Origin of the sequence: Nonomuraea sp. NPDC003709 (assembly GCF_040610775.1) — a bacterium.
GTDB lineage: Bacteria > Actinomycetota > Actinomycetes > Streptosporangiales > Streptosporangiaceae > Nonomuraea > Nonomuraea angiospora_A.
This window is the reverse complement of record NZ_JBEXMW010000006.1, coordinates 198138-220482: the sequence shown is the minus strand read 5'-3', so window position 1 is coordinate 220482 and position 22345 is coordinate 198138. Positions and strand designations below refer to the sequence as shown.

Annotated in this window: 25 protein-coding genes and 4 tRNA genes; 11 read left to right on the top strand and 18 right to left on the bottom strand. The window is 71.2% G+C overall.

Annotated elements, in window-relative coordinates:
- Positions 1-2 precede the first annotated feature (2 nt).
- The 5 genes from ABZX61_RS20310 to ABZX61_RS20290 all read right to left on the bottom strand — a co-directional run bounded on the left by ABZX61_RS20310 (position 3) and on the right by ABZX61_RS20290 (position 3817).
- Entirely contained in the window at positions 3-1121 is a 1119-nt protein-coding gene (locus ABZX61_RS20310; protein ID WP_355196536.1) for a serine hydrolase domain-containing protein, read from the bottom strand.
- A gap of 127 nt (positions 1122-1248) precedes the next feature.
- Positions 1249-2181, bottom strand: coding sequence for an SDR family NAD(P)-dependent oxidoreductase (locus tag ABZX61_RS20305; protein ID WP_355196534.1), 933 nt, complete (start codon positions 2179-2181; stop codon positions 1249-1251).
- A gap of 57 nt (positions 2182-2238) precedes the next feature.
- Positions 2239-2454 carry an SDR family oxidoreductase gene (locus ABZX61_RS20300; protein ID WP_355197070.1) on the bottom strand — a complete coding sequence of 72 codons (216 nt, stop codon included), beginning with the start codon at positions 2452-2454 and terminating at the stop codon, positions 2239-2241.
- Complete coding sequence (locus ABZX61_RS20295; protein WP_355196532.1) at positions 2411-2875, bottom strand: SDR family NAD(P)-dependent oxidoreductase; 465 nt, start codon at positions 2873-2875, stop codon at positions 2411-2413. Before ABZX61_RS20295 ends, ABZX61_RS20300 begins: the two co-directional genes overlap by 44 nt.
- A gap of 30 nt (positions 2876-2905) precedes the next feature.
- A complete protein-coding gene (locus ABZX61_RS20290) occupies positions 2906-3817 on the bottom strand; it encodes an SDR family oxidoreductase (RefSeq protein ID WP_355196530.1) in 912 nt (303 codons plus the stop codon).
- A 96-nt stretch (positions 3818-3913) separates the two neighbouring features.
- Here ABZX61_RS20290 and ABZX61_RS20285 point away from each other — a divergent pair, with 96 nt between their 5' ends.
- Positions 3914-4603, top strand: a complete 690-nt coding sequence (locus tag ABZX61_RS20285; protein ID WP_355196528.1) for a TetR family transcriptional regulator — start codon at positions 3914-3916, stop codon at positions 4601-4603.
- Between the two features lie 13 nt (positions 4604-4616).
- On the opposite strand, the gene ABZX61_RS20280 is transcribed toward ABZX61_RS20285, so the two are convergent.
- Positions 4617-5342, bottom strand: a complete 726-nt coding sequence (locus ABZX61_RS20280) for a hypothetical protein (protein ID WP_355197078.1) — start codon at positions 5340-5342, stop codon at positions 4617-4619.
- 218 nt (positions 5343-5560) lie between these two features.
- Positions 5561-6487: an aminoglycoside phosphotransferase family protein gene (locus ABZX61_RS20275; RefSeq protein ID WP_355196526.1), complete on the bottom strand. Its 927-nt coding sequence runs from the start codon at positions 6485-6487 to the stop codon at positions 5561-5563.
- Between the two features lie 440 nt (positions 6488-6927).
- Between ABZX61_RS20275 and ABZX61_RS20270 the strand changes: the two genes are divergently transcribed.
- Together ABZX61_RS20270 and ABZX61_RS20265 are read left to right on the top strand one after the other, a co-directional pair.
- Positions 6928-8085, top strand: coding sequence for a hypothetical protein (locus tag ABZX61_RS20270; RefSeq protein WP_355196524.1), 1158 nt, complete (start codon positions 6928-6930; stop codon positions 8083-8085).
- Positions 8086-8325: 240 nt separating this feature from the next.
- Positions 8326-9093 carry an SDR family NAD(P)-dependent oxidoreductase gene (locus ABZX61_RS20265; protein WP_355196522.1) on the top strand — a complete coding sequence of 256 codons (768 nt, stop codon included), beginning with the start codon at positions 8326-8328 and terminating at the stop codon, positions 9091-9093.
- A gap of 91 nt (positions 9094-9184) precedes the next feature.
- Here the strand turns inward: ABZX61_RS20265 and ABZX61_RS20260 are convergent, their stop codons facing one another.
- Positions 9185-10525, bottom strand: a complete 1341-nt coding sequence (locus tag ABZX61_RS20260; RefSeq protein WP_355196520.1) for an FAD-binding oxidoreductase — start codon at positions 10523-10525, stop codon at positions 9185-9187.
- A gap of 136 nt (positions 10526-10661) precedes the next feature.
- On the opposite strand from ABZX61_RS20260, the gene ABZX61_RS20255 reads away from it, so the two are divergent.
- The 3 genes from ABZX61_RS20255 (at position 10662) to ABZX61_RS20245 (ending at position 13502) form a co-directional block, all read left to right on the top strand.
- Positions 10662-11570, top strand: coding sequence for an RNA polymerase sigma-70 factor (locus ABZX61_RS20255; RefSeq protein ID WP_355196518.1), 909 nt, complete (start codon positions 10662-10664; stop codon positions 11568-11570).
- Positions 11571-11649: 79 nt separating this feature from the next.
- Positions 11650-12582: an NAD(P)-dependent oxidoreductase gene (locus ABZX61_RS20250; protein WP_355196516.1), complete on the top strand. Its 933-nt coding sequence runs from the start codon at positions 11650-11652 to the stop codon at positions 12580-12582.
- On the top strand, positions 12579-13502 hold the full coding sequence (locus tag ABZX61_RS20245; RefSeq protein ID WP_355196514.1) for an RNA polymerase sigma-70 factor: 924 nt from the start codon (positions 12579-12581) through the stop codon (positions 13500-13502). Before ABZX61_RS20250 ends, ABZX61_RS20245 begins: the two co-directional genes overlap by 4 nt.
- A gap of 39 nt (positions 13503-13541) precedes the next feature.
- On the opposite strand, the gene ABZX61_RS20240 is transcribed toward ABZX61_RS20245, so the two are convergent.
- On the bottom strand, positions 13542-14414 hold the full coding sequence (locus ABZX61_RS20240; protein WP_355196512.1) for a helix-turn-helix transcriptional regulator: 873 nt from the start codon (positions 14412-14414) through the stop codon (positions 13542-13544).
- A 122-nt stretch (positions 14415-14536) separates the two neighbouring features.
- Here ABZX61_RS20240 and ABZX61_RS20235 point away from each other — a divergent pair, with 122 nt between their 5' ends.
- A complete protein-coding gene (locus ABZX61_RS20235; RefSeq protein WP_355196510.1) occupies positions 14537-15283 on the top strand; it encodes an NAD(P)-binding domain-containing protein in 747 nt (248 codons plus the stop codon).
- Positions 15284-15427: 144 nt separating this feature from the next.
- On the opposite strand, the gene ABZX61_RS20230 is transcribed toward ABZX61_RS20235, so the two are convergent.
- Together ABZX61_RS20230 and ABZX61_RS20225 are read right to left on the bottom strand one after the other, a co-directional pair.
- On the bottom strand, positions 15428-15688 hold the full coding sequence (locus tag ABZX61_RS20230) for a hypothetical protein (RefSeq protein ID WP_355196508.1): 261 nt from the start codon (positions 15686-15688) through the stop codon (positions 15428-15430).
- On the bottom strand, positions 15685-16062 hold the full coding sequence (locus tag ABZX61_RS20225; RefSeq protein WP_350730615.1) for a DUF6069 family protein: 378 nt from the start codon (positions 16060-16062) through the stop codon (positions 15685-15687). The genes ABZX61_RS20230 and ABZX61_RS20225 overlap by 4 nt, the downstream gene beginning before the upstream one ends.
- A 141-nt stretch (positions 16063-16203) precedes the next feature.
- Here ABZX61_RS20225 and ABZX61_RS20220 point away from each other — a divergent pair, with 141 nt between their 5' ends.
- Both ABZX61_RS20220 and ABZX61_RS20215 read left to right on the top strand, forming a co-directional pair.
- Positions 16204-17319, top strand: a complete 1116-nt coding sequence (locus ABZX61_RS20220) for a histidine kinase (RefSeq protein WP_355197068.1) — start codon at positions 16204-16206, stop codon at positions 17317-17319.
- Positions 17307-17960 carry a response regulator transcription factor gene (locus tag ABZX61_RS20215; RefSeq protein WP_350730613.1) on the top strand — a complete coding sequence of 218 codons (654 nt, stop codon included), beginning with the start codon at positions 17307-17309 and terminating at the stop codon, positions 17958-17960. The genes ABZX61_RS20220 and ABZX61_RS20215 overlap by 13 nt, the downstream gene beginning before the upstream one ends.
- Before the next feature lie 3 nt (positions 17961-17963).
- Here the strand turns inward: ABZX61_RS20215 and ABZX61_RS20210 are convergent, their stop codons facing one another.
- A complete protein-coding gene (locus ABZX61_RS20210) occupies positions 17964-18413 on the bottom strand; it encodes a MarR family transcriptional regulator (RefSeq protein ID WP_350730611.1) in 450 nt (149 codons plus the stop codon).
- Positions 18414-18521: 108 nt separating this feature from the next.
- Here ABZX61_RS20210 and ABZX61_RS20205 point away from each other — a divergent pair, with 108 nt between their 5' ends.
- On the top strand, positions 18522-19280 hold the full coding sequence (locus ABZX61_RS20205) for a nucleotidyltransferase domain-containing protein (protein ID WP_350730609.1): 759 nt from the start codon (positions 18522-18524) through the stop codon (positions 19278-19280).
- On the opposite strand, the gene ABZX61_RS20200 is transcribed toward ABZX61_RS20205, so the two are convergent.
- The 5 genes from ABZX61_RS20200 to ABZX61_RS20180 all read right to left on the bottom strand — a co-directional run bounded on the left by ABZX61_RS20200 (position 19241) and on the right by ABZX61_RS20180 (position 20666).
- Positions 19241-20062 (bottom strand): nitroreductase/quinone reductase family protein, encoded by an 822-nt coding sequence (locus tag ABZX61_RS20200; protein WP_355196505.1) that lies wholly within the window; start codon positions 20060-20062, stop codon positions 19241-19243. The two genes, ABZX61_RS20205 and ABZX61_RS20200, sit on opposite strands and share 40 nt — an antisense overlap.
- 241 nt (positions 20063-20303) lie before the next feature.
- Positions 20304-20385, bottom strand: a tRNA-Tyr gene (locus tag ABZX61_RS20195).
- 39 nt (positions 20386-20424) lie between these two features.
- Positions 20425-20497 (bottom strand) — tRNA-Glu (locus tag ABZX61_RS20190).
- A 12-nt stretch (positions 20498-20509) separates the two neighbouring features.
- Positions 20510-20582: transfer RNA gene (locus ABZX61_RS20185), tRNA-Leu, on the bottom strand.
- A 13-nt stretch (positions 20583-20595) separates the two neighbouring features.
- Positions 20596-20666, bottom strand: a tRNA-Ala gene (locus ABZX61_RS20180).
- Between the two features lie 224 nt (positions 20667-20890).
- Between ABZX61_RS20180 and ABZX61_RS20175 the strand changes: the two genes are divergently transcribed.
- Positions 20891-21643 carry a MerR family transcriptional regulator gene (locus ABZX61_RS20175; protein ID WP_355196503.1) on the top strand — a complete coding sequence of 251 codons (753 nt, stop codon included), beginning with the start codon at positions 20891-20893 and terminating at the stop codon, positions 21641-21643.
- On the opposite strand, the gene ABZX61_RS20170 is transcribed toward ABZX61_RS20175, so the two are convergent.
- Entirely contained in the window at positions 21627-22313 is a 687-nt protein-coding gene (locus tag ABZX61_RS20170; RefSeq protein ID WP_355196501.1) for a TetR/AcrR family transcriptional regulator, read from the bottom strand. The two genes, ABZX61_RS20175 and ABZX61_RS20170, sit on opposite strands and share 17 nt — an antisense overlap.
- Between the last annotated feature and the right edge of the window lie 32 nt (positions 22314-22345).

The following is a 22345-nucleotide window of genomic DNA, read 5'->3' as shown; positions in this document are numbered from 1 at the left end:
GACTACAGGGCGTCGTAGGCGGCGGTGAGGTACCGTCCGGCGCTCTCGAACCCGGTCAGACCACCACCCCCCATCCTGTTCGGGGTGTAGCTGAAGGTGGCTCGCCGGTCGAGGTCGATGACGGCGATGGATCCGCCCCAGCCGCCCCACCAGCAGACCTGGCCGTCGGGCAGCCATGGGAACGTGGCCACGGGCGTGAGGCCGAAGCCGATGCCCCAGCGCATGACGGCACCGTTGACCAGGTCCGGACCGTCGGACTGGACGTCGAAGATGCGCTCGATGGTGGGCCGCGAGAGGACCTTGACGCCGTCGGCGGTGCCGCCCAGGGCGACGGCGCGCAGAAGGGTGACGAGGGCTTTGGCGTTGGTGTGGCCGTTGGCGGCGCCGATCTCGGCCTGTCGCCATTGCGGGGTGTTCACCAGTTCCGCGTCGGGGGTGGGGCCGGTCATCGTCCGGAACCCGATGCTGGTCGTGTCGATGGCGGCCATGTCGAACCGGATCGGCGGTGGTGGGATGACGGGGGCGATGCGGTGCCAGTCGGGTTCGCGGGCGCCGATCTGCACGTCGGCATGAAGCGGCGTGGCGAGTTCCTCGGCGACGAATCGGGTCAGGGACCGCCCGTCGACGCGGCGGATGATCTCACCGAGCAGGTGTCCCTGGGTGACCGCGTGGTATCCGGCCGCGGTCCCGGGAGTCCACCAGGGTGCCTGGCCGGCCAGCCGGGCGGTGGAGGTCGGCAGGTCGTAGACGTCGGTGATGGTGATGGGTTGTTCCCAGCCGGAGACGCCGGAGGTGTGGCCCAGGATGTGCCGGACGAGGATGCCGTCCTTGCCGTTTGCGGCGAACTCGGGCCAGTAGGTGGCCACCGGCGCGTCGAGGTCGATGGTGCCGCGGTCGGCGAGGACCAGGACGGCGAGTGCGGTGACGATCTTTGTGGTGGAGAAGACGTTGACGATGGTGTCGCTGGTCCAGGGGGAGGTGCGCTCGGGGTCGCGGTGGCCGCCCCACAGGTCGATGACGGTCTCGCCGTCGACGTCCAGGGCGATCGCGGCGCCCACCTCGTCGCCGTTGCCGAGCGCTTCGGCGAAGGTGTCGCGGACGGCGTCGAATCCGGTTTTCACGCTTCCTTGTGGTTGCATCGGGTCTCCTGCTGGCCATCGGTTTCGGGATCGGTCGGGGTCGTGCGCTGTCGTCGCGGGGCGCGGCCGGAGGCGGCAGGCGACGAACGCGCCGCCTCCGGGCCGGGGGTCACTGTTGGTCGAGCAGCTTCTCCGACAGCTCCCACAGGCGGGCGGCGGCGTCGGGGTCGGCGGCGTGCGGGGCGAGGCCGTTCGGGTTCGTCTCGGACTTCTCGATGACGTTGGAATCGGCGAAATAGCCGCCGGTGACGCCCTCCAGCAGCGGAGAGGCCGCGAGCAGGGTCTGGGTGGCTGCGCCCTGCTCGACCGTCTTCCACGGCGTGGCGTCAACGATCTGCTGGAACTCGGGAGTGATCTCGACGTGCCGCAGCAGGCCGGTGTCGTAGATCGCGCCCGGCTCGATCGCGTTCACCATGATCTTGTCGCCGGCCCATCGCCTGGCGGCCTCGATTGCGAAGAGGATGTTCGCGGTCTTGGACTGCCCGTATGCCTGCCACGGGTCGTAGGGGCGGTTGTCGTGGTGGATGTCGTCGAAGACGATCCCGGAAGCCTGATGGGTGGCCGAGCTGACCACGACGACGCGGGCACCGCCGGCCGCGGCGAGGGCGTCATGCAGGCCTGTGGTGAGGGCGAAGTGGCCGAGGTGGTTGGTCGCGAACTGCTGCTCCCACCCTTGGGGGGTGCGGGTCAGCTCGGGCAGCGCCATGATCCCGGCGTTGTTGACCAGGATGTGCAGCGGCCCCTGCCAGGCGGCGACGAACGCGTCGATGCTGGCGCGGTCGTCCAGGTCGAGCCTGCGGGCGTGCACGCTCGCGTTGCCGGTCTTCGCGGTGATGTCCGCCGCGACCTGCCGGCCGGCGTCGAGGTTGCGGACCGCGAGGGTCACCTCCGCGCCGGCGGAGGCGAGGGCGCGCGCGGTCTCGGCGCCCAGGCCGGAGGAGGCGCCGGTGACGATGGCGCGCTTGCCGGTCAGGTCCACACCGGCGATGACGTCATCGGCGGTGCTCTCCTTGGTGAACGGGATGTTGAGCTGGTCGGTCATGATGTCGTGTGTTCCTTCGGGGTCGTGTGATCGGTACGTGCGGTGGCTGCGGGTGGGTCAGGGGCGGATGAAGGCGCCGCCGTCGACGTCGAACGTCGAGCCGGTCATGTACTTGCCTTCGGACTTGGCGAGGTAGACGCAGAGGCTGCCGACGTTCTGCTCGGCGTCGCCGATGCGACCGAGGGCGATGCCCTTCAGGATGTCGGCGATGACGTCGGGGTACTCGCGCTCATAGCGCTCGGATTCGGCGGACGCCCGCGCCGGAGGCCATATTGATCACCGTGCCCTCGGTGGTCTTCAGGTGCGGGTACGCGGCGATCATGTACCGCCATGTCGCGAAGAACCCGGACTCGAACGTGGCCTGCATGTCGTCCTCGGTGATGTCCTGCACGGCCTTGCCGGTGCGGAACTCCTGAGCGTTGTTGATCAGGATGTCCAGCCGCCCGAACTGCTCGACGGTGTCGGCGACCGCCTGGGCGGGGACGTCGTGGTCCTTGTTGTCGGCGATCAGGGTGAGCACCTGCGCGTCGGGAACGAGTTGCTCCAGCTCGGCCTTCGCGGCGGCGAGCGCGCCGGCGGTGCGGCCGGTGATCGTGACCGCGATGCCTTCCTTGACGTAGGCCTTGGCGATGCCCAGGCCGGTGCCCTTGCTGCCGCCGGTGATGAGGGCCGCCTTGCCGAAGAGAGATGACATTTCTGGTGGTGCCTTTCGTCTGGTGGGTGATCAGAGGTCGGCGGGCAGGGCGGTGCCGGTCAGGCGTTCGGCCTCGGCCCACAGGCGGGCGGCGACGTCGCGGTCGAGGCCCTTCTTCGTGGGCCGTGCGATGGCAGGGGCACCGACCAGGCCCCAGCGCGGGCCGTAGTAGCCGCCCTGCGTCACGCCGGGCGCGGTCGCGGCGTACAGCATCGGGTCGGCGCCGGCCTCCGCGCTGTGCTGCGGGGTGATCTTCAACGCGATGCGGAACAGCAGGCTCGGCTCACCCCCGAGCCTCGGGCCGGAGGCGGCGATGTTGGTGGCCGCAGCACCGGGATGCGCCCCGGCTGACAGCAGCGACCAGCCACGCTCGCTCGCGAGCTGGCCCAGGTGCCGGCTCATCAGCAGGTCCGCCAGCTTCGAACGCCCGTACGCCCTGGTCGGGTCGTAGCTGTTCTCCCAGTTCAGGTCGTCGAAGTCGATGTCGCCGCGGGCGGCCATGCCGCTACTCATGGTCACCACGCGCGGGGCGGGCGCGTTCAGCAGCAGCGACAGCAGCCGCACGGTCAGGGCGAACGGGCCGAGGAAATTGCTGCCCAACTGCAGCTCGAACCCGTCGACGGTCTCGTGCCGCACCGGGGGGAACATCACCCCGGCGTTGTTGAGCAGGATGTCGACCGGGCGTCCGTCGGCGATGAGGCCGTCGGCGAACTCCTTGACCGAGGCGAGGTCGGCCAGGTCGATCCGCCGCACCTGCACCTCTGCTGCCGGGTGGGCGCTGAGGATCTCGGTGCGCGCCTGCTCGCCCTTGGCGACGGTGCGCACCGCCATGATCACCCGTGCGCCGGCCGCGGCCAGCTTGGTCGCGGCCGCCTTCCCGGTGCCGCTGTTCGCGCCGGTCACCACGGCGAGTTTTCCCTGCTGGCGAGGGACCTGGTACATGACGCACCTCTTAAGTACTGCCGGTTTCTTGTCTCTGGTCAAGCTAACGCACCACCGGTATCTTCGCAAAATACCGGCGGTATGTAAGATGGGCCCGTGAACTTCAAGCGCGCCCGCAACGAGGAGCAGCGGACCGAACGACGCCTGCAGATCTTGGAGACTGCGGCCGCGATGCTGGCCGAGATGCCGGTCGCGAAGCTGAGCCTGAACGAACTGAGCCGGCGCGTCGGCCTGGCCAAGGTCAATGTGCTGCGCTACTTCGACTCGCGCGAAGCGGTCCTGCTCCAACTGCTGGACGCCGAAATCCAAGACTGGATCGCCGAGCTGGAACGGTCGTTTCAGCCCAGCGAGGGCACGCCGCGAGAGCGCGGTGACCGGCTGGCCGAGACTCTGGCCGAGTCACTGGCGCAGCGGCCGGTGCTGTGCGACCTGATCAGCGCGCAGGCCGCAGTACTGGAGCACAACATCTCCACCGAGGTCGCCATCCGTCACAAGTACGCCGCCAAGCACTCCATGCAGGCGCTGGTCCAGCTGGTCCTGCGGCACGTGCCCGAACTCGGCGCCCACGGCGCGCCCCGGGTGGTGGAATTGACCCTGCTGATGGCCACCGCCGCCTGGCCCTGCGAGCGGCCATCAGAGGCGATGCTGGCCGCCTACGCCTCCGACCCGGCCCTGGCCGCCATGCGACTCGACTTCACCGAGGTGATGCGCCGGACGGTAGAGGTGACCATCTCCGGGCTCCTCACCCGCCAGAAAGAGCCGACGAGCGCGAGCCCGCATCCCTGAGCACCGGCAGACGTCACCAAGGGATGCGACGGGCTGGACGCAGGCCGAAGATCAAGCTCCCGGGCCCAGGGGCTTTTTCTCCCGTTGTCCGTTGGCACCTCTCGGGGTGCTCGGCGGCGTCCAGGCGGTGGATGGCGTCCAGGATGTACAGCGAGATCCAGATTCTCTCGCCAGGGGCCTGCGACCCGGACAGGTGCGGCATCGCGTCCAGGAACCCGGTACGCGCGTTGACCTCCAGCAGCAGCTCCGGATAGTCGATGCGGGGCAGCATCGCCGCGACCGCGTCATGCACCGCGGTGAACCCCTCCGGCGGAGGTGCGGCCAGCAGCTCGATGACCGGCCGCACCGTGGCGTACCGATCGAGCAGTGCGGCGCGCCACTCGGCCTCACCGTCGTCGTCATCCTCGGCCGGCGGCAGCAGCGCCCGCACCGGCTCCACCGCGGCCGCCAGGTCCGCACGCGAGACCAACTGCTCCACCGCCGCCATCAGCTCCGGGACCGACGCCGGCACCGCCTCATCACCCGGGCGTTCCCGCAGCACCACCGCCCACGCCGCCGCCATCCGCGCGGCCGCCGTCTTCAGCCGCGGGAAGGTCTTCAGCTTCTCCTTGTCACTCTTGCGGACCGCGCCCGACAACAGCTTCGTCGACATCAGCAGATCGAACAGCAGCAGCGCATCGTCCACCGACGAGCCCTCCAACTCCCGCACGGTCGCCACCAGCGTCGCCGCCCTGGGCACCCAGGCTGCCGCGCCGCCGGGGCGAGATCGACGCCTGCATCCGCTACCTGGCCGGCCATACGGTGTTCCTGCGCAACGACCAGGCCCTGACGAAGGGGTGGCCGATCGCCACCGGCATGATCGAGGGCGCCTGATCGATGATCGCCCGGGAGCACCAACGCGTCCACCATGCCCGCTACCGGGAGGAGCGCGACCTCACCGCTTGATCACCCCAATGCTCATGCTCGCCGGCGTAGCAGTGCCGTAGCGATGACGACCTGGGTAGGTTCGAGCGTGGCCTTGCCGTCTTCGATATCCCACAGTGCGTTCTGCAGCACGCGGCCGAGACTCCAGCCGACTGCCCGCCTCCGGTCGAGATCGAGGACCTCGGTCAGCAGGTCAAAGCGGCGCAGCACCGCGCGAGCCACATCGCCGGTGGCCTCCACCTCCTCCCACCGGTTGTCCAGTGCCGGCAGCAACTCGAACCCCGGATCGCCGGCCAGCGGTTCGGGGTCGATGGCCAGCCAGGGTTCCCGTTCCCCGGCCAGGACGTTGTCGTAGTGCAGATCCCAATGCAACAGGCGATCGCCAGGCTCGCCGACCAACTCGGCCACGGCGGACGCGCAGGTGCGCACCAGCCGCTGCTCGCCAGGGTCGCGCAGTGCCGACACGGCCTGCGGGACCTGCTCGAGCATGGCCGCGGCGATGTCGGACAACCGTCGCAGATCCCTTGGGGCAGGAACCGAGGTCAAGCGGGCCATCAGCTCGGCCAGGATCTGCACGGCCGCGTCGTCGTCGGTCACCGAGGACAGCGGCCGGGCCGCATCCAGGCGTTCCAGCAACTGCGTACCGCTTTGCTCGTCATAGTCGAGCAGGCGCACAATGCCGTCGCCTTGCCACGCCCGCAGCCCGGGGGCGGTGCCGGCGGTCTCCTCCCGGAGCTGCTGAAGCTTGAGGACGGCGGGTGTCCCGTCGGACTGAAGTACGGGCAGGACCAGCGAGGCCATGCCGTACGCGGTCGGGCCGTCCGGCCGCAGCCGCCAGCGGTCCAGGAACTCGCCTCCGAGGCGAGGCAAATCGGCGAGCCAAGCGCGCGCCTCGGCACCGTTCGCGCCATAAGACGCGGCGAACAGGTCGGGAACGTCGATGGAGGTCGACGTGTTCATGAAAGGCATCTCCTTCGTGGGTCCAGGGTCGATCTGCGACGAACGAAGGAGGTGACGGAGGTGCCCGATTACCGGGCAGGCGTCAAAGCATGCACCTACCCTACCCGGACGCGATCACATCTGATCGTCGGTGACCTCGGCCGGCTACTCCCTCAGGAGGAATTGCATCCACGCCGGAATCAGGTCTACTGCAGCAACTCCCGTTCGGCGTTAGCCTCCTGCTACCGGAGCAAGAACGGCCGGCCGGTCCCGTCGCGCCGGCGGCACCCGGCGTTGACGGCAAGTGATCCAGTGCAGCGGCGCGTCACGCCCAGGAGCTCGGCCAAGTCGGCGGCTGGGCCGCATCCTCCACGAAGCTTTCGCCCGAGGGGCAGACCCGCTGCACCTGTCCCCGGCACTCGTGGCTGCGACCGTCGGTCCTGCCTGGAAGAGTGCACTCCATGCGCGACGACGAGCTGGACGAGTTGAAGCACATCCTTCGCCGTGATGACGGTCTCGATCACGTTCGGACTTCGGCGATAGACCTTGCCCGTTGGCTCGTGGACCACCTCGGCGACGAGCAGGCCACCACAGCCCATGCCCTGCGGACTCAGCACAAGGACGACTGGGACGAATGCTGGGCCATCCGGGCACGGATCAAGGAGGATGTCGCCCGGCGGCTGGAGAAAGCGGATGACGCCGCCCTGTGCGCCGCGGCGCTCTGCGTGGTGTTGTGGCCAGAGGACCCTTACGCGGATTTCGACGACATAGTGAAACGCGCCACCAGGCGGCGTCTGGGCTGGACTGCCGAGCAGGCGAGCGTCCTGTGGCGTCTGGTCGCCGCCGACCAGAAGCGGGGCTTTCGATGGGTCACATGCGTCAAGCTGGCCTTGGCCGCGCTCAAAGGGCTCGAAGAGCCGGAGCTTCGAGAGCTTGCTCCGTTGCTACGCGCCGTTGAGGAGACGCTGCCATCCGCGTGGGGGATCCGTGGCGCCGACCGTGCTCGCCTGCCTCAGGCCATGCGGTCCTACCTGGCGCTGGCCGACGGACCGCCGACGGCTTTGCCCGACTCGGTGCTCGTACCGCGCGATCGATGGGCAGCGGGCCTGAGGGAGTGGCTCGGCGTCGAACCGATGCCGCACCTGGTCCAGCTGATCATTCATCTGGCCACCCTGGCATCGGGTCTTCCGACGGTCGCGTGGCGGCGGACGTGCATGGACCTGGCGCTCCGAGAGGGCACCCGGGAGTTCGGCCGACGAGCGCTGGCCGAGCTGCTGGAGTGCGGCCCCGCCACGATGCGGCGCCACGGAAAGCAGCAACAGGTGCTACTGGACGAGCGAAACGACGATCTGGCGAGAGGTGTCGTCTGGATGGCGGCGCTGACTGAGGGGCCCGCAGCGGTGACGGCACTGGAGGCGGTGGTGTTGCGGACTTCGTACGACACCTTCGCCTACTTTCCCGAGCCCAAGGTGGCCACGGCGGCGGTGCGCGCCCTGGGGACCATCCCCGGCCCGCAGGCACCCGCGGCGCTGCGGCGGTTGCTGACGAGAATCCACCACGCGGGAGATCGCAAGCAGATCGAGGCAGCGCTGAACGCCTCAGCGGCGCTTGCCCCGTGACGTGCGGTTGAGCGAGGTGGCTCTCCGACCGGACAGGACCTTGGCGAGGAGCCCACCGGCAACACCGTGCGACACCCCGGCCCGGCGGGCGATCTCCTGCAGCACCAGCTCCACGCCGACATCGACCAGCCGGTCCCGAAGAGTCCCGTCTGCCCAGGCCGGATGTCACAGATGGGTGGGCCATCTCGTCTCGGGTTCCGAAAGCGAAGGAACGCACCATTCCATAGCAAGGAGCTGGACATGAGCGAGCACGCCACGCATCGGAAGATCGCGCTGATCACCGGGGCGAACAAGGGGATCGGCCGTGCGGCCGCCGGGCAACTCGCCGCGCTGGGCATGACGGTCCTGATCGGCGCCAGGGACCCGCGGCGCGGTGAGGAGGCCGCCGCGGCGCTGCGGGCGGCGGGCGGCGACGCGCACGCGGTCACCCTGGACGTCACCGACCCGGCCACGGCCCGGGCGGCAGCGGAGCAGGTCGAGGAGCGCTTCGGCCACCTCGACGTGCTGGTCAACAACGCCGGCATCACCGGCTCCGGGCAGGTCACGCCCGTCGACGCCCACGACCAGGTCCCCAGCTCCGTCGACCTGGACATGGTCCGGGCGGTGTTCGAGACCAACGTCCTCGGGGTGATCGCGGTGACCAACGCCATGCTGCCGCTGCTGCGGCGCTCGCCGGCGCCGCGCATCGTCAACGTCAGCAGCGCCGCCGGGTCGCTGACCCTCAACAGCGACCCGGACGGCCCGTTCACGGCGCTGCCGGCGTCGGCCGCGTACTCGCCCTCCAAGACCGCGGTGAACGCGCTGACCGTGCAGTACGCCAACGAGCTGCGCAAGGACGGCATCCTCGTCAACGCCGCCGACCCCGGCTACGTGGACACGGAGATCAACAACCACAGCGGTTATCTCACGACCGAGCAGGGCGCCGCGATCCTGGTCCGCCTGGCCACGCTCGGCGCGGACGGGCCGACCGGCGGGTTCTTCAGCGAGAACGGGCCGATGCCCTGGTGACCCCGAGGCGGCGGTCGGTGTTCGAGCACGCCGATCAAGGCGGGCCCCACGCACACTCCGTGCGTGGGGCCCGCCCCCGTTGGCGGACGGCCTACTGAGGCCGGATGTTGTGGTTGTGGGCGAACAGGTTGCCGGGGTCGTACTGGCGCTTGACCGCCGCGAGCCGCTCATAGGTCCCCGTCGGATAGACGGCGGCGACGTCCTCCTCGGTGGCGGAAGCCAGGAAGTTCGCGTACGCGCCGTCGGCGTGAGGTGCGAGCCGCGCCCAGATCGCTTCCAGAGCAGGACGGGCGGCCTCCACGACCGGCCCCGGACCCAGAGTGGTCGTCACGAACATCAACTCCGCCCGGCGATGCGCGTAGGCGGTGGCGTCGGCCGGGACTCGGGACACCGCACCGCCGACGCTGCGAACGGCGATGAACGGCGACCCCTCCGAGGCCCCGACCTCGGCAAGGATCCGAAGGACCTCGGGCACCGACTCCTTGTCGGCGAAGCCGCTCCGGGTGACGAGCCGGATGCCGGGCGGCGGGGTCGCGCCGTCCACGAGCGTGTCCGCATAGGGCTTCAGCGCGACGTCGTCGTCGATCACCGTGCCGAGCCGGCGGATCGGGTGGAGGGCCCGCGCGACGAGCTCCGGGTCATCGCCGTCGAAGGTGACGAAGATCTCGACCGGCGCCTCGGGCCCGCCGGCGAAGGGGTTGGCGAAGCTCGCGATGGAGGTGAGCTCTTCGGGGGCGGTGCGGAGGTAGTCCGCCCAGCCCTGGAGCACGCCGGCCGCCTCCGCCGCCGGGAAGGCGATCCTGCCGTGGAAGACGTCCGTCGTCGGGTGTGCCGCGAACTCGAAGGCGGTCACGATCCCGAAGTTGCCGCCACCGCCGCGAATCGCCCAGAACAGCTCCGGGTTCTCCTCCGCGCTCGCGCGCACGACCTCTCCGTCCGCCGTGACCAGCTCCGCGGCGACCAGGCTGTCCAGGGCCAGGCCGTACTTCCTGACCTTCCAGCCGATGCCGCCGGTCAAGGTCAGCCCGCCGACGCCGACGCTCTTGGTGTCGCCCGAGGAGATCGCCAGGCCGTGCGGGGCCAGGGCGGTCGCGACCTGACCCCAGGTGGCGCCGCCGCCGATCCGTACGAGGTGCCGTTCTTTGTCGATGACCTCCACCTGCGCGAGGCCGCTGAGGTCGATCACGATGCCGTCGTCGTTGGTGCCGAAGCCCGCGAAGGCATGGCCGCCGCCGCGTACGGACAGCAGGAGCCCGCTGCCGGCGGCGAACCTGACGCCCGCCCGCACGTCCGCGACGCTCTTGGGCCGCAGAACATAAGCTGGACTGCCCGAAGTCAGTACCGAGCGGCTGGCCGACGCGTACTCCGCTGCGCCCGGCTCGATGATGTCGCCGCCGAAGTCGCGGCGCAGGGTGTCAAGTGCTGATCTCATGAACACGAGATGCCGGCGAGCCGATCCTTGTGACAGCGCGGAGTACGTGAGGTGTGTCACAAGGGCCACGGCGTCACAAAACGGCGGGGTCCGGCGTCTGGTGGGTGACACAGTCAAGAGTGAACAGGAGCCACCCATGCCGCACACCGCGCCCGAAGATCGCGGCGGGGACATGAGCCCGGACGCCGCCACCGAGGCGTTCCTCACCCACCGCAACCTGCTGTTCACCGTCGCCTACGAGATGCTCGGCTCGGCCGCCGACGCCGAGGACGTCCTGCAGGAGACCTGGCTGAGGTGGGCGGGCGTCGATCTTGACGACGTACGGGATCAGCGCGCCTACCTGGTCCGGATCGCCACCCGGCAGGCGCTGAGCAGGCTGCGTACGCTGGGCCGGCGCAAGGAGTCCTACGTCGGCCCCTGGCTGCCAGAACCGCTGCTGACCACGCCCGACGTGGCCGACGACGTCGAGCTGGCCGACAGCGTCTCGATGGCGATGCTGCTGGTGCTGGAGACGCTGGGGCCGACCGAGCGGGCCGTGTTCGTGCTGCGCGAGGTGTTCGACCTGGACTACGACGAGATCGCCGAAGCCGTCGACAAGAGCCCGGCCGCGGTACGCCAGATCGCCCACCGGGCACGGGCACACGTCGCCGCGCGCCGGCCGCGCGGGATTGTCTCCCCGGCCGAGACCCGGGACGCGCTGGCGGCGTTCCAGCGGGCGGTCGAAACCGGCGATCTGCAACGCCTGCTCGACATCCTCGCGCCGGACGTCGTCCTCCTGACCGACGGCGGCGGAATCAAGCAGGCCGCGCTGGCGCCCATCGTGGGGGCCGGCAACATCGCCCCTGTGCTGAGCAGGATCAGCCCTGCGGCCTCGCTGCAGGCGGCGCACGTCAACGGCTACCCGGCGCTGGTCCTGCGGCTCGACGGCGAGATCGACACCGTCATGGCGGTGCGCATCGAGGAGGGCCTCATCACCGGCCTCTACGCCGTGCGCAATCCCGAGAAGCTGGCGCGCATGGAGCAGGAGACCGCCCTGCACCGCTGAGCCCGCCGATGTCACAGCCGGGAGGGCTGTTTCGTCTCGGGTTGCGGAAACGGGTTCTGAGTTCGGAAAGGTGATGATCATGCGGGTGTTCGTGGCCGGTGGAAGCGGGGTTCTGGGGCAGCGGCTGGTGCCGCTGCTGGTGGCGCGGGGGCACCAGGTGACGGCTTCGACGACGGGCGCGGCCAAGAGGGGCTTGCTGGAGCGGCTGGGCGCAGAGGCGGTCGTGATGGACGGGCTGGACGCGGTGTCGGTCGGTGAGGCGGTGGCCAAGGCCCGGCCGGACGCGATCGTGCACCAGATGACCGCGATTTCCGTGGCACACGCCGGCAAGCCCGACATGAAGCACATGGATCGGTGGTTCGCCGGCACCAACCGGCTGCGCACCGAGGGGACGGATCACCTGCTGGCCGCCGCCGAGGCGACCGGCGTGACCGGCTTCGTCGCGCAGAGCTACGGCGCCTGGAACGGCATCCGCGAGGGCGGCTGGGTCAAGACCGAGCAGGACCCGGTGGACCCGATGACGGGGACGCCGGCGGAGCCCGGGATGAAGGCGATCGGCCATGTCGAGGACGTGGTCGTCAAGGCCGGGGGCGCGGTCCTGCGGTACGGCTGGTTCTACGGTCCGGGCGCCACGGACGACCTGGTCGAGCCCATACGCAAGCGGCAGTTCCCGGTCGTCGGGAGCGGTGCCGGCCACTGCTCGTGGGTGCATCTGGACGACGCGGCGAGCGCTACCGTCCTGGCCGTGGAGCAGCGGGCGAGGGGAGTGTTCAACATCGTCGACGACGAACCGGCCCCGGCCGGCGAGTGGCTGCCCTACCTGGCCGGGTGCGCGGGCGCCAAGCGGCCGATGCGGGTCCCCGCCTGGCTGGCCCGCCCGCTGGCCGGGGACGTGGCGGTGACGATGATGACCGAGGGGCGCGGCTTCTCCAACGCCAAGGCCAAGCGGGAGCTGGGCTGGGAGCTGCGCTACCCCTCGTGGCGGCAGGGCTTCAAGGAAGAGCTGGCATGACCCGCGCCGAAGAGTTCGAGGAGCTGCGGCCGCTGCTGTTCTCGATCGCGTACCGGATCCTCGGCAGCGTGAGCGAGGCCGAGGACGCGGTCCAGGAGACCTGGCTGCGCTACCAGACCTCCCCGACCGAGCCCGTCTCGGCCAAGTCCTTCCTGGCGGCCGTGGTGACCAGGATCGCCATCGACGTGCTGCGCTCGGCCCGGGTCCGGCGCGAGGAGTATGTCGGGCCGTGGTTTCCCGAGCCGCTGCTCGCCGACCCGTACCAGGACCCGGAGCGCTCGGCGGAGCTGGCCGACTCGCTGTCCATGGCGGCCCTGCTGCTGCTGGAACGGCTCAGCCCGCTCGAGCGCGCGGTCTTCGTGCTGCGGGAGGTGTTCGGGTTCGGCTTCGGCGAGGTCGCGTCGGCGGTGGGGCGTTCGGAGGCGGCGTGCCGCCAGCTCGCGGCGCGGGCGCGCCGCCACATGGACGCGGGCCGGCCCCGGTTCGAGGCCGACCGCAAGGAGCGGGAGGAGCTGGCCGAACGGTTCTTCGACGCCTTCCGGGAAGGCGACGTCGAGGGTCTGCGGGCGCTGCTCGCCGCCGACGTGCACATGGTCGCCGACAGCGGCGGCAAGGCCCCGCAGTGGGGTACGGGCGTCTTCGGCGCCGAGAACGTGGTCCGGGTGTTCGCCGTGCTCGCCCCGCTGTTCGCCCGCATTGGTGGCGTGGTGGAGCCGCACCAGATGAACGGCCAGCCGGGCGCGATCTTCCGGGACCGGGACGGCAAGGTCGTCAACACCTGGACGCTCGACGTCCTCGACGGACGGGTCCAGGCGATCCGTACGATGCTCAACCCCGACAAGCTCGAGCACGTGGGCCCGGTGGCGGACGCCTGGGCGACCCTCCGCGAGGCGACCCAGGCCCGCCGACCGGCGGACTGACCGCAAGAGCCGGCCGCCCCCGGACCTGGGGCGGACGGCTCACACGGCGGACGGCCGCGCCGGCACCACCACCTGCTCGGAGGCCGCGCCCGGACTCGCGAGCTCCCGCAGCGCCTGCTCGGAAGCCGAGCCCGGCTCGGCGGCGAACAGGTCCAGCCCGCAGCACGCCGGCTCGTCGGGCAGCGCGATGAGCTCGCCGTGCAGGGTCAGCTCGCCCACGATCGGGTGGTGCAGCACGTACGTCCGGGACCGGACCCGCGCGACCGGGTGCTCGGCCCACATCCGAGCGAAGTCCGCGCTCAGCTCCCGCATCTCGTCGATGTGCGCCGCGAGCCCGGCGTCCCCGCGATAGCGCCCGAGCAGGACCCGCAGGTGCGCCACCTGCTCGCGCGCCGCCCCCTCCCAGCCGGTGCGGTGCAGCTCGCGCAGGTGGGGCTCGGTGAAGAGCAGGTGCGAGAGCGTCCGGCGGTCCGCCGGCAGCGCGGGGAAGTCGCCGAACACCGCCACCGCGAGCCGGTTCCAGCCGACGATCTGGGTGTGCCGGCCGACCACCAGCGCCGGCGTCATCACGAACGACTCCAGCAGATAACGCAGGTTCGCAGGCACCGCGGCCGCGCCACCCTCGCACGCCAGGGGCGGCCGGGCGATCCGGTGCAGGTAGGTCAGCTCGTCGCCGTCCAGGCGCAGCGCCGCGCCGACGGCGTCCAGGATCTCGTCGGAGACGCTGTCGCCGTTGCCCTGTTCCAGGCGCGTGTAGTGGGCGATGCTCACCCCCGCGAGCCGGGCCAGCTCCTCGCGCCGCAGCCCCGCGACCCGGCGCGTCCCGCCGTAGTCACGCAGCCCCACGTCCTCGGGGCGCAGCCGGGCACGGCGCGATTTGAGGAACTCGCTCAGCTCGGTCCGGTCGTTCACGCGACCACCCTATGCCGTGGGTGATCACGCCGTGAGTACGCAGGACACGGGCCTGGCCGGGCGGCCGCGGGGGCTCCAGGCTGTCAGGCGAGTCACCCACCTGAACGCATTGGAGATGAACGGTGTCCCAGACGCTCGGACTCATCGGGAGCGGAATGATCGGCTCTTCCGTCGCCCGCCTGGCCGTCGCGGCCGGCCTCGAGGTCGTCCTCAGCAATTCGCGAGGGCCGGAAACGCTCGCCGATCTCGTCGCCGAGCTGGGCGGACGTGCCCGGGCGGCCACACCGGCGGAGGCGGCACGCGCCGCGGACCTGGTGGTGGCGGCCATCCCGCTGAAAGCCTGCGACCAGTTGCCGACCGACGCCCTGACCGGCAAGACGGTGCTCGACACGTCGAACTACTACCCCGAGCGGGACGGCCACCTGGCCGAACTCGACGCGGGCGAACTGACCTCCAGCGCCCTCATGCAGCGCCACCTCGCGGGCTCGCGGGTGGTCAAGGCCTTCAACAACATCACCCCGCACCAGCTGTTCACCCTCGCCCGGCCCGCGGGCGCGCCCGACCGCAGCGCCCTGCCCATCGCGGGCGACGACGCGGAGGCCAAGGCAGAGGCCACCCGGCTGCTGGACGTGCTCGGTCATGACGCGGTGGACATCGGCACCCTCGCCGACAGCTGGCGCAGCGAACCGAACACCCCGGTCTACATCCAGCCCTACCTCGGCGAACTACCCGCCATGAGCGTGGAGGACTTCCTCCGCTGGACCCTCCGCAACCCCGGCATCGCCGTCCCCGCGGCGCAGGTCGGCAAGCTCGTCGAGACCGCGGTCCGCCGATCGGCGGGCGAGGCGAGGCTCCCGAGCGCCGGCTGATCCCTGAAGGCTCATCGCGCAGAACGCCTCGACGGCGTTGACGACGGCGGCGCGTCCCGCCGGACGTGGGCAAGGGGCGAGGTGCGCGGACCCTCGCCGTAGTAGCCGCCCAGCCCGATCACCTCCGCCATGGACGTCGGATCGTCAGAGGTGAGGGCGATCATGGCCGACAGGTGAGCGCCGGCCGAGCTGCCCGCCCTGGCCGGCCAGGCGGTAGCGGAGCGGGAGCGACTGGCTGTCCTTACCGCCGCCGGAGTAGCCGCCGCCGTGCAGGTGGATCAGGACCGGGGCCCCGGCGGGCCGGGAGCGGTGGCCGCGCCAGGCCACCCGGACCAGGCCCGCCAGGGTCAGGGCCGCCGACCCCGCGATGATCGGCGAGGTCAGGTGCCCGTAGGGCAGGTTCATCGCCGCGCCAGCCCCGCGACGATCACGGCGCCGACGACCAGGTGCAACAGCATCAGCACCAGCGTCGCGGCGAGACCGACGGCGCTGCCGAGCGGGCCGGACAGGGACAGGACGAGCACGACCAGGGCGGTGATCGTCCAGATGCGGCCGGGCCGGGCGGCCCGTCGCTCCAGCACGGCCAGCAGCGCCCAGCCCGCGAGCCCGGCCACCAGGCTCGCGACGATGACCGAGACCGGGCCGACGGTCTGCGTGCCGCCACCCGCCCGCACGGTCAATGCGGCGCCGGACAGCGGCACCGCCAGGGCCCACACGGCCAGGGCGGCCGCGGGCGCGCCGATCACGGTGAGGAGCAGTCTTCTGAGGGAGGTGTTCACGCCGCTCAGCCTGGCCCGTCCGGGCGGGTCGCCACATCGGGCCCGCGGTCGCGCTCTGTCCGTCCCCGGTGGGGTACGGGTCCTCCTTTAGTAGGTGATGGCTCCTTCGTACCGGCGACTAACCTTTGGCCGGTGAGCAAGATGCGACCCCAGCAGCCCCTGGCCGTGGCGGTCATGGCCCTCGGGGTGGGCGGCCTGACCGGCGTGACGCTGTGGGGGCAGAGCGACGGGCCGTTGCTGTGGCCGGATGCCGTGGTCGCGGTGTTGAGCCTGGTCGCGGCGCTCGCCCAGCTGTGGTGGCCGGTCTCCGGTGCGCTCGCCGCCGCGCTGCTCGCCGTGGTCTCCCCGGTGGCCACGCCGGCGGCGACGACGGGGGCGCTGCAGGTGGCCCAGCGCAGGCGCTGGCCCGTCGCGGCGGCGGTGGCGGCGACGGGCATGGCGGCCCACCTGGTCCAGGGGCTGTGGCGGCCGAGCTCCGGCATCTCCCTCGGCTGGTGGCTGCTGCTGATCTGTGCCGCGTACGGGGCGCTGCTCGGCTGGGGCGCGCTGGCCCGTTCCCGCCGCGCCCTGCTCATCTCGCTGCACGAACGCGCCCGCCGCGCCGAAGCCGAGCAGGGCAGGCGCGTCGCCGAGGCCCGCATGGCCGAGCGCCGCCGGCTCGCCCGGGAGATGCACGACGTACTGGCCCACCGCCTGTCGCTGGTGGCCACCCACGCGGGGGCGCTGGAGTACCGGCCCGACTCCTCGCCCGACCAGCTCGCCCGGGCCGCCGGGGTGGTCCGCTCCGGCGTCCACCAGGCGCTGGAGGAGCTGCGCCAGGTGATCGGCCTGCTGCGCGAGGACGACGACCTCCTGGACGAGCTCGAACCCCAGCCCACGCTGGCCGACCTGGCGCGGTTGGTCGCCGAAGCGCGCCACGCCGGTCAGGACGTACAGGTCAGCGACGAGACCGGCGGCGCCGCCCCGCCCGCCGCCGGACGGACCGGCTACCGGGTCGTCCAGGAGGGGCTGACCAACGCCCGCAAGCACGCCCCCGGCCAGCCGGTGGAGGTGCTGCTGCGCGGCGCTCCCGGCACGCGCCTGCTGATCGACGTCAGCAACCCGCTGCCCCCGCCCGGCTCGGCGCCGACCACGCCCGGCAGCGGTGTCGGCCTGGTCGGGCTCACCGAACGGGTACGGCTGGCCGGCGGGCAACTGGACCACCAGAGCACCGAGGGGCGGTTCCGGCTCCAGGCCTGGCTACCATGGCCCGCGTGATCCGCGTGCTCCTGGTCGACGACGACGCCCTGGTCCGTGCCGGGCTGTCCATGATGCTGGACGGCGCCGCGGGCATCGCGGTCGTCGGCGAGGCGGCCGACGGCCAGGAGGCCATCACCGCCACCGACGCCCACGCGCCCGACGTCGTGCTCATGGACCTGCGGATGCCGCGGCTGGACGGCATCACCGCCACCCGCCGGCTCCGCGCCCGCGCCCGTCCGCCGGAGGTGATCGTGCTGACCACCTTCGACACCGACGAGAACATCCTGCACGCGCTGCGCGCCGGCGCCAGCGGGTTCCTGCTCAAGGACACCCCGCCGCCGCAGATCGTGGAGGCGGTCACCCGGGTCGCGGCGGGCGAGCCGATCCTGTCCCCGCGCATCACGCGGCGGCTGATGGAGCGCACCGTCGCCCAGGCCGGGGCCTACGAGCGGGCCCGCGCCGCGCTGGCCGCCCTCACCCCTCGCGAGTACGAGGTCGCCCTCGCGATCGGGCGCGGCCGGACGAACGCGGACATCTCCGCGGAGCTCGCCATGGGCATCACGACGGTGAAGGCGCACGTCTCCAACATCCTCACCAAGCTCGACCTGGACAATCGCACCCAGATCGCGCTCCTCGCCCACGACGCGGGCCTCGCCTGAGCATCAGGGACTTTCGTGGCCGAGGTCCGCGAGGCGGGTCAGGGCGGGCAGGGCGGCGGCGATCGCGCGGCGCTGTTCGGGGGTCAGCCGGGCCATGAGCGGGGCCAGGTGGCGGGTGCGGTCGTCGTGGCGGGAGCGGCCGATCCGGCGGCCGGCCTCGGTGATGTGGACGAGCACGGCGCGGCCGTCGGTCGGGTCGGGGCGGCGCTCCACCAGGCCGTCGCGCTCCAGCCGGGTGATGAGCTGGGTGATGCCGGGCTGGCTGACCTGCTCGGTCCTGGTCAGGTCGGTCAGCCGCATCGGGCCGTCGCTGAACGCGAGGGTGTCCAGGACCGACAACGTCGTGAACGGCAGCTTCTCCAGCACGGGGAGCCGGATGTAGAAGCGGTTGAAGTGCTCGATCGCCGTGGTGAAGGCGTCCACGTCGAGATCGTCGCGCGAGGTGTCGTCCACGCCGAGAACATACCGAATCTTGTTTGAGCTGCGCTGACCCACGAACGGCCGCGAAATTTGATCATTTGCCCTATCTTCGACGGAAGCGCGCGACTCGAAGGGCATCCCGTGACCAACACCCCCAGCAACGTGCTGCTCGCCGGAGTCGTCGGCTCCACCGCCTACGGCCTGGCGGGGCCCGACTCCGACGTCGACCGGCTCGGCGTCTTCGCCACCCCCACGCTGGACATGGTCGGCCTGTCCCGGCCCAAGGAGAGCATCGTCCAGACGAACCCCGACCGCTCGCTCCACGAGGTCGGCAAGTGGTGCTCGCTGGCGCTGGGAGGCAATCCGACCGTGATGGAGCTGGTCTGGCTGCCCGACGACCTGTACGAGACCCGCACCCCGCTCGGCGACCAGCTCATCGCCATCAGGGCCGCGTTCCTGTCCGGCCCGCGGGTCCGCAACGCCTACCTCGGGTACGCCACCCAGCAGTTCAAACGCCTCGACCAGCGCGGCGACGGCTCGTTCTCGGCCGACACCCGCAAGCGGACCAGCAAGCATGCCCGCCACCTCGCCCGCCTCCTGCACCAGGGGCGAGAACTGTACGAGACCGGCCACCTGCCGATCCGGCTCCCCGACCCCGAGGCGATCCGCGCCTTCGGGGAGAGAGTCGCCGCCGGCAGCCTGGAAGAGGCCCAAGCTCTCCTGGCGGCCACCGAGGAGGTGTTCGACACCGTGCGCACGCCGCTGCCCGACCAGCCCGATGAGGCGACGGTCGAAGCATGGCTGCGCGAGGTCCGCATCGCCCACTGGGACCCGCGGACCTCGCCACCCGTCGTGGGGGATCAGCCGTTCAGCAGCGGTACGAGGTATTCCTCCTCGTAGTCGAGGTGGGCCTCGACCTCGCGGGTGAGCCGTTCGACCTCCGCCAGCAGCGTGCCGGGGGACAGGTCGTCGTCGTGGAGGAGCGTCTGGAGCTCTTCCAGCAGCCGCTGGACGGTCTCGTGCTCGGCGCGCAGCCGGGCCATCACCGGCTCCAGCTCCGGATAGCGCCCCTCCACCGCGGGGAAGACGGAGCCGTCCTCGCGCGTGTGGTGCTCGTGCAGGTTGCTGCACATGGTCAGGCAGTTGACGCGCAGCTGCGCGCCGAGGCGCGGGCCCGACCGGGCGACCTCGGTGCGGATGCGGGCCAGCTCCCTGCGGAAGGCGTCGTGCACCAGCTTGAGCGCGTCGCCCAGGCGGCCCGGGGGCGGCCCGTCGAAGATCGGGAGGAGCGCGACCACGGGCAGGACGCGGCCCGCGTTCTCCTGGTACCGCCCCCAGCCGGGGTCGGCCTCCACGGCGCGGGCGAACATCCGGTCGCGTTCCTCGCCCCTCAGCACGACCGCCTTCGCCTGGTAGGTGAAGACGCCGTCCTCCACGCCGACCTGCGGGTTGGCGACCAGGTTGTGGTACCACGCCGGGTGCCTAGGCGCGCCGCCGGCCGAGGCGATGATCAGGTTGCGCTCGCCGTCGGGCAGGTAGCCGAGCGGCGTCGTGTGGCGCGCGCCCGTGCGCGCTCCGACGGTCGTCAGAAGGAGCAGCCTGGCTCCCTCGAACATGCCGCCGACCTGGCCGCTGTTGGCCCGGAACTCGTCGATGATCTGCTGGTTGAAGTCAATGGGCATGCGTGTGTTCGCTCCAAAGCGGGATGGGTTCTTCGATGACCTGGGAAACCCGTCAGAGCACGCCGGAACGACGTGCGCGGGTCAGCTGCGTTCAGGCAAGCCCAGCGATGTGAGAAGTCATCGGCCTCATCCCCTTTGGTTTCGGCGCCTCCATGCCGCCGCCGTCCGCACGGCCGGCGTCACGCGACGCGACGGCCATTACACGTTGATCCGCGACGGATGTCAACTCGCCCGGAGGAAGTGCGCGAGGACGGAGTCGAACCGCCACAGCCGAGGCGCCCGGTTTACAGCCGGGTGGGCTCACCAATGTGCCCAGCTCGCGCATTGTCGATGGTTTTTTCGGGCCGAGAAACGGCAGGCCGTACCCCGTACCGGACTCGAACCGGCGATTTCCCGGGTGAAAGCCGGGCGTCCTGACCGCTGGACCAACGGGGCCTTTTTCTTACGTACGTCCGGCGGGATTCGAACCCGCACCGTCCGGTTCCTTAGACCGGTGCCTCTGCCATTGGGCCACGGACGTGCCGGTGCTGACGTGGACCGACAGGATCTCGAAACCTGAACTCCTGCTTGCAGGGCAGGTGTGATGCCTTTTCACCATCAGCCCAACGAGAAAGGCCGCCCGGTGGATTGCCCGGCGGCCTCTGGAGAATCCTGACGGGGGATTACCCAGAAAGCCGCCCGGCCGGCGCGAGCGCGCCGCCGTACGCCGCGCCCCGGCGATAGTGGCGTTCGGCAGCGAATCGCATGGGAGGCCTTTCCTTTCGTTCTTCCGACGAACCTGACAGTAGCCGGTGCGCAGTGGCGCCTGCCATTGATTTATCGTGGGGTATGCGGATCGGAGAGCTCGCCGCGCTGCTCGGGGTGTCCACCCGGACGGTGCGCTACTACCACCAGCAAGGCATCCTGCCGGAGCCGCCGCGCCTGGCCAACGGCTACCGCGAGTACGGCATGCGCGACGCCATCGCCCTGGCCCGCGTGCGGCGCCTGGTGGAGCTCGGGCTGAGCCTGGAGGAGGCGCGCGACGTCATCGCGGACGACCGCTCCCGCGAGCTGTCCGACATCCTCGCCGAGATCGACGCGGACCTGGCCCGCCAGGAGCACGAGATCCAGTTGCGCCGCCGGCGGCTGGCCGAGGTGCTCAAGCAGGCCGAGGCCGGGTCGCTGGGCCCCGACGACACCTCATCGCCCGATCTGCTGGCGTTCCTGCGCACGGTGGAGCTCCCGGCGTCGAAGGCGGCGGCCTGGGACCGCGATCTGCTGGTGCTGATGGACAGCATGGCGACGAGCGGCGATCGGAAGCGGGCGTTCGAGATGTTCGACGCGCTGGCCGCCGACCCCGAGATGACGGCGCGCGGCCACGACTTCTACCGCAGGCTCGACGCGCTGGCCGACGCATCACCGGACGATCCGCGGGTGGGGTCGCTGGCGGAGTCGCTGGCCGACTACAGCATGGTGCACCTGCTGGCCGGCTCCGGCCCGCCCGACTGGGACCCGGCGGCGGTCGAGCCGTTCCTCGACGGGCTCGCCCCCGCGCAGGCCGAGGTCGTACGGCAGGCGATGCGGATCATGGCGCGCCGGTGACGCGCGGGGCGACCCCGTCGAGCACCCAGTCGAGACCTTCGTCGAAGTCGGGCTGGACGTCGTCGCCCGTGACGACCCTGGCCACCGCCGGGTAGCGGCCGGTGGCCAGCATCCGGGTGAGGTACGGGCCGACGGTGCTCTGCCACTCCCGCTCGTCCAGGCCGCTGGCGCGCTCGGCCCGCCGCTCGGTGATCTCGAGGCGGACCGCGCCCATCACGTACGCGTTGACGGTGCCGACGACCCGCATCACCGTGGCGATCGGCACGTCCCCCAGCGCGGCCAGGGAGGTCTCCAGGTAGGCCAGCGCGTTGGGCCCCAGATTGGGCCGCCCGCCCAGCAGGTCGGCGAACCACTCGTGGCGCAGCGCCGCCTGCCTGGTGAGCCGGGCGAGATCCCGCAGCGCCGCCCGCCAGTCGCCGCCGGGCGGCTCTGACGGCACGATCTCGCCGTACACCTCGTCCACCATGAGGTCCAGCAGCTCTTCCTTGGTGGACAGGTAGCCGTACAGGCGCATGGGGCCCGCGTCGAGCGCGGCGGCGACCTTGCGCAGCGACACCGCGTCGAGCCCCTCGCGGTCGGCGAGGTCGATGGCCGCGCGCACGATCCGCTCCCTGCTCAGCGGGCTCGGCGTGGGCCTGCTCGGCGGCTCGGGCCGCTCCCAGACGAGCATGGGCTCACCTCCTTGAGGAACGAGGATACACC

Bases quoted from the DNA above. Each gene is read 5' to 3' on its own strand.
- ABZX61_RS20275 (WP_355196526.1), bottom strand. From the start codon at position 6,487: ATGAACACGTCGACCTCCATCGACGTTCCCGACCTGTTCGCCGCGTCT.
- ABZX61_RS20260 (WP_355196520.1), bottom strand. From the start codon at position 10,525: ATGAGATCAGCACTTGACACCCTGCGCCGCGACTTCGGCGGCGACATC.
- ABZX61_RS20245 (WP_355196514.1), top strand. From the start codon at position 12,579: ATGACCCGCGCCGAAGAGTTCGAGGAGCTGCGGCCGCTGCTGTTCTCG.
- ABZX61_RS20220 (WP_355197068.1), top strand. From the start codon at position 16,204: ATGCGACCCCAGCAGCCCCTGGCCGTGGCGGTCATGGCCCTCGGGGTG.
- ABZX61_RS20230 (WP_355196508.1), bottom strand. From the start codon at position 15,688: ATGAACCTGCCCTACGGGCACCTGACCTCGCCGATCATCGCGGGGTCG.
- ABZX61_RS20215 (WP_350730613.1), top strand. From the start codon at position 17,307: ATGGCCCGCGTGATCCGCGTGCTCCTGGTCGACGACGACGCCCTGGTC.
- ABZX61_RS20270 (WP_355196524.1), top strand. From the start codon at position 6,928: ATGCGCGACGACGAGCTGGACGAGTTGAAGCACATCCTTCGCCGTGAT.
- ABZX61_RS20170 (WP_355196501.1), bottom strand. From the start codon at position 22,313: ATGCTCGTCTGGGAGCGGCCCGAGCCGCCGAGCAGGCCCACGCCGAGC.
- ABZX61_RS20250 (WP_355196516.1), top strand. From the start codon at position 11,650: ATGCGGGTGTTCGTGGCCGGTGGAAGCGGGGTTCTGGGGCAGCGGCTG.
- ABZX61_RS20295 (WP_355196532.1), bottom strand. From the start codon at position 2,875: ATGTCATCTCTCTTCGGCAAGGCGGCCCTCATCACCGGCGGCAGCAAG.
- ABZX61_RS20265 (WP_355196522.1), top strand. From the start codon at position 8,326: ATGAGCGAGCACGCCACGCATCGGAAGATCGCGCTGATCACCGGGGCG.
- ABZX61_RS20200 (WP_355196505.1), bottom strand. From the start codon at position 20,062: ATGCCCATTGACTTCAACCAGCAGATCATCGACGAGTTCCGGGCCAAC.
- ABZX61_RS20305 (WP_355196534.1), bottom strand. From the start codon at position 2,181: ATGACCGACCAGCTCAACATCCCGTTCACCAAGGAGAGCACCGCCGAT.
- ABZX61_RS20290 (WP_355196530.1), bottom strand. From the start codon at position 3,817: ATGTACCAGGTCCCTCGCCAGCAGGGAAAACTCGCCGTGGTGACCGGC.
- ABZX61_RS20255 (WP_355196518.1), top strand. From the start codon at position 10,662: ATGCCGCACACCGCGCCCGAAGATCGCGGCGGGGACATGAGCCCGGAC.
- ABZX61_RS20175 (WP_355196503.1), top strand. From the start codon at position 20,891: ATGCGGATCGGAGAGCTCGCCGCGCTGCTCGGGGTGTCCACCCGGACG.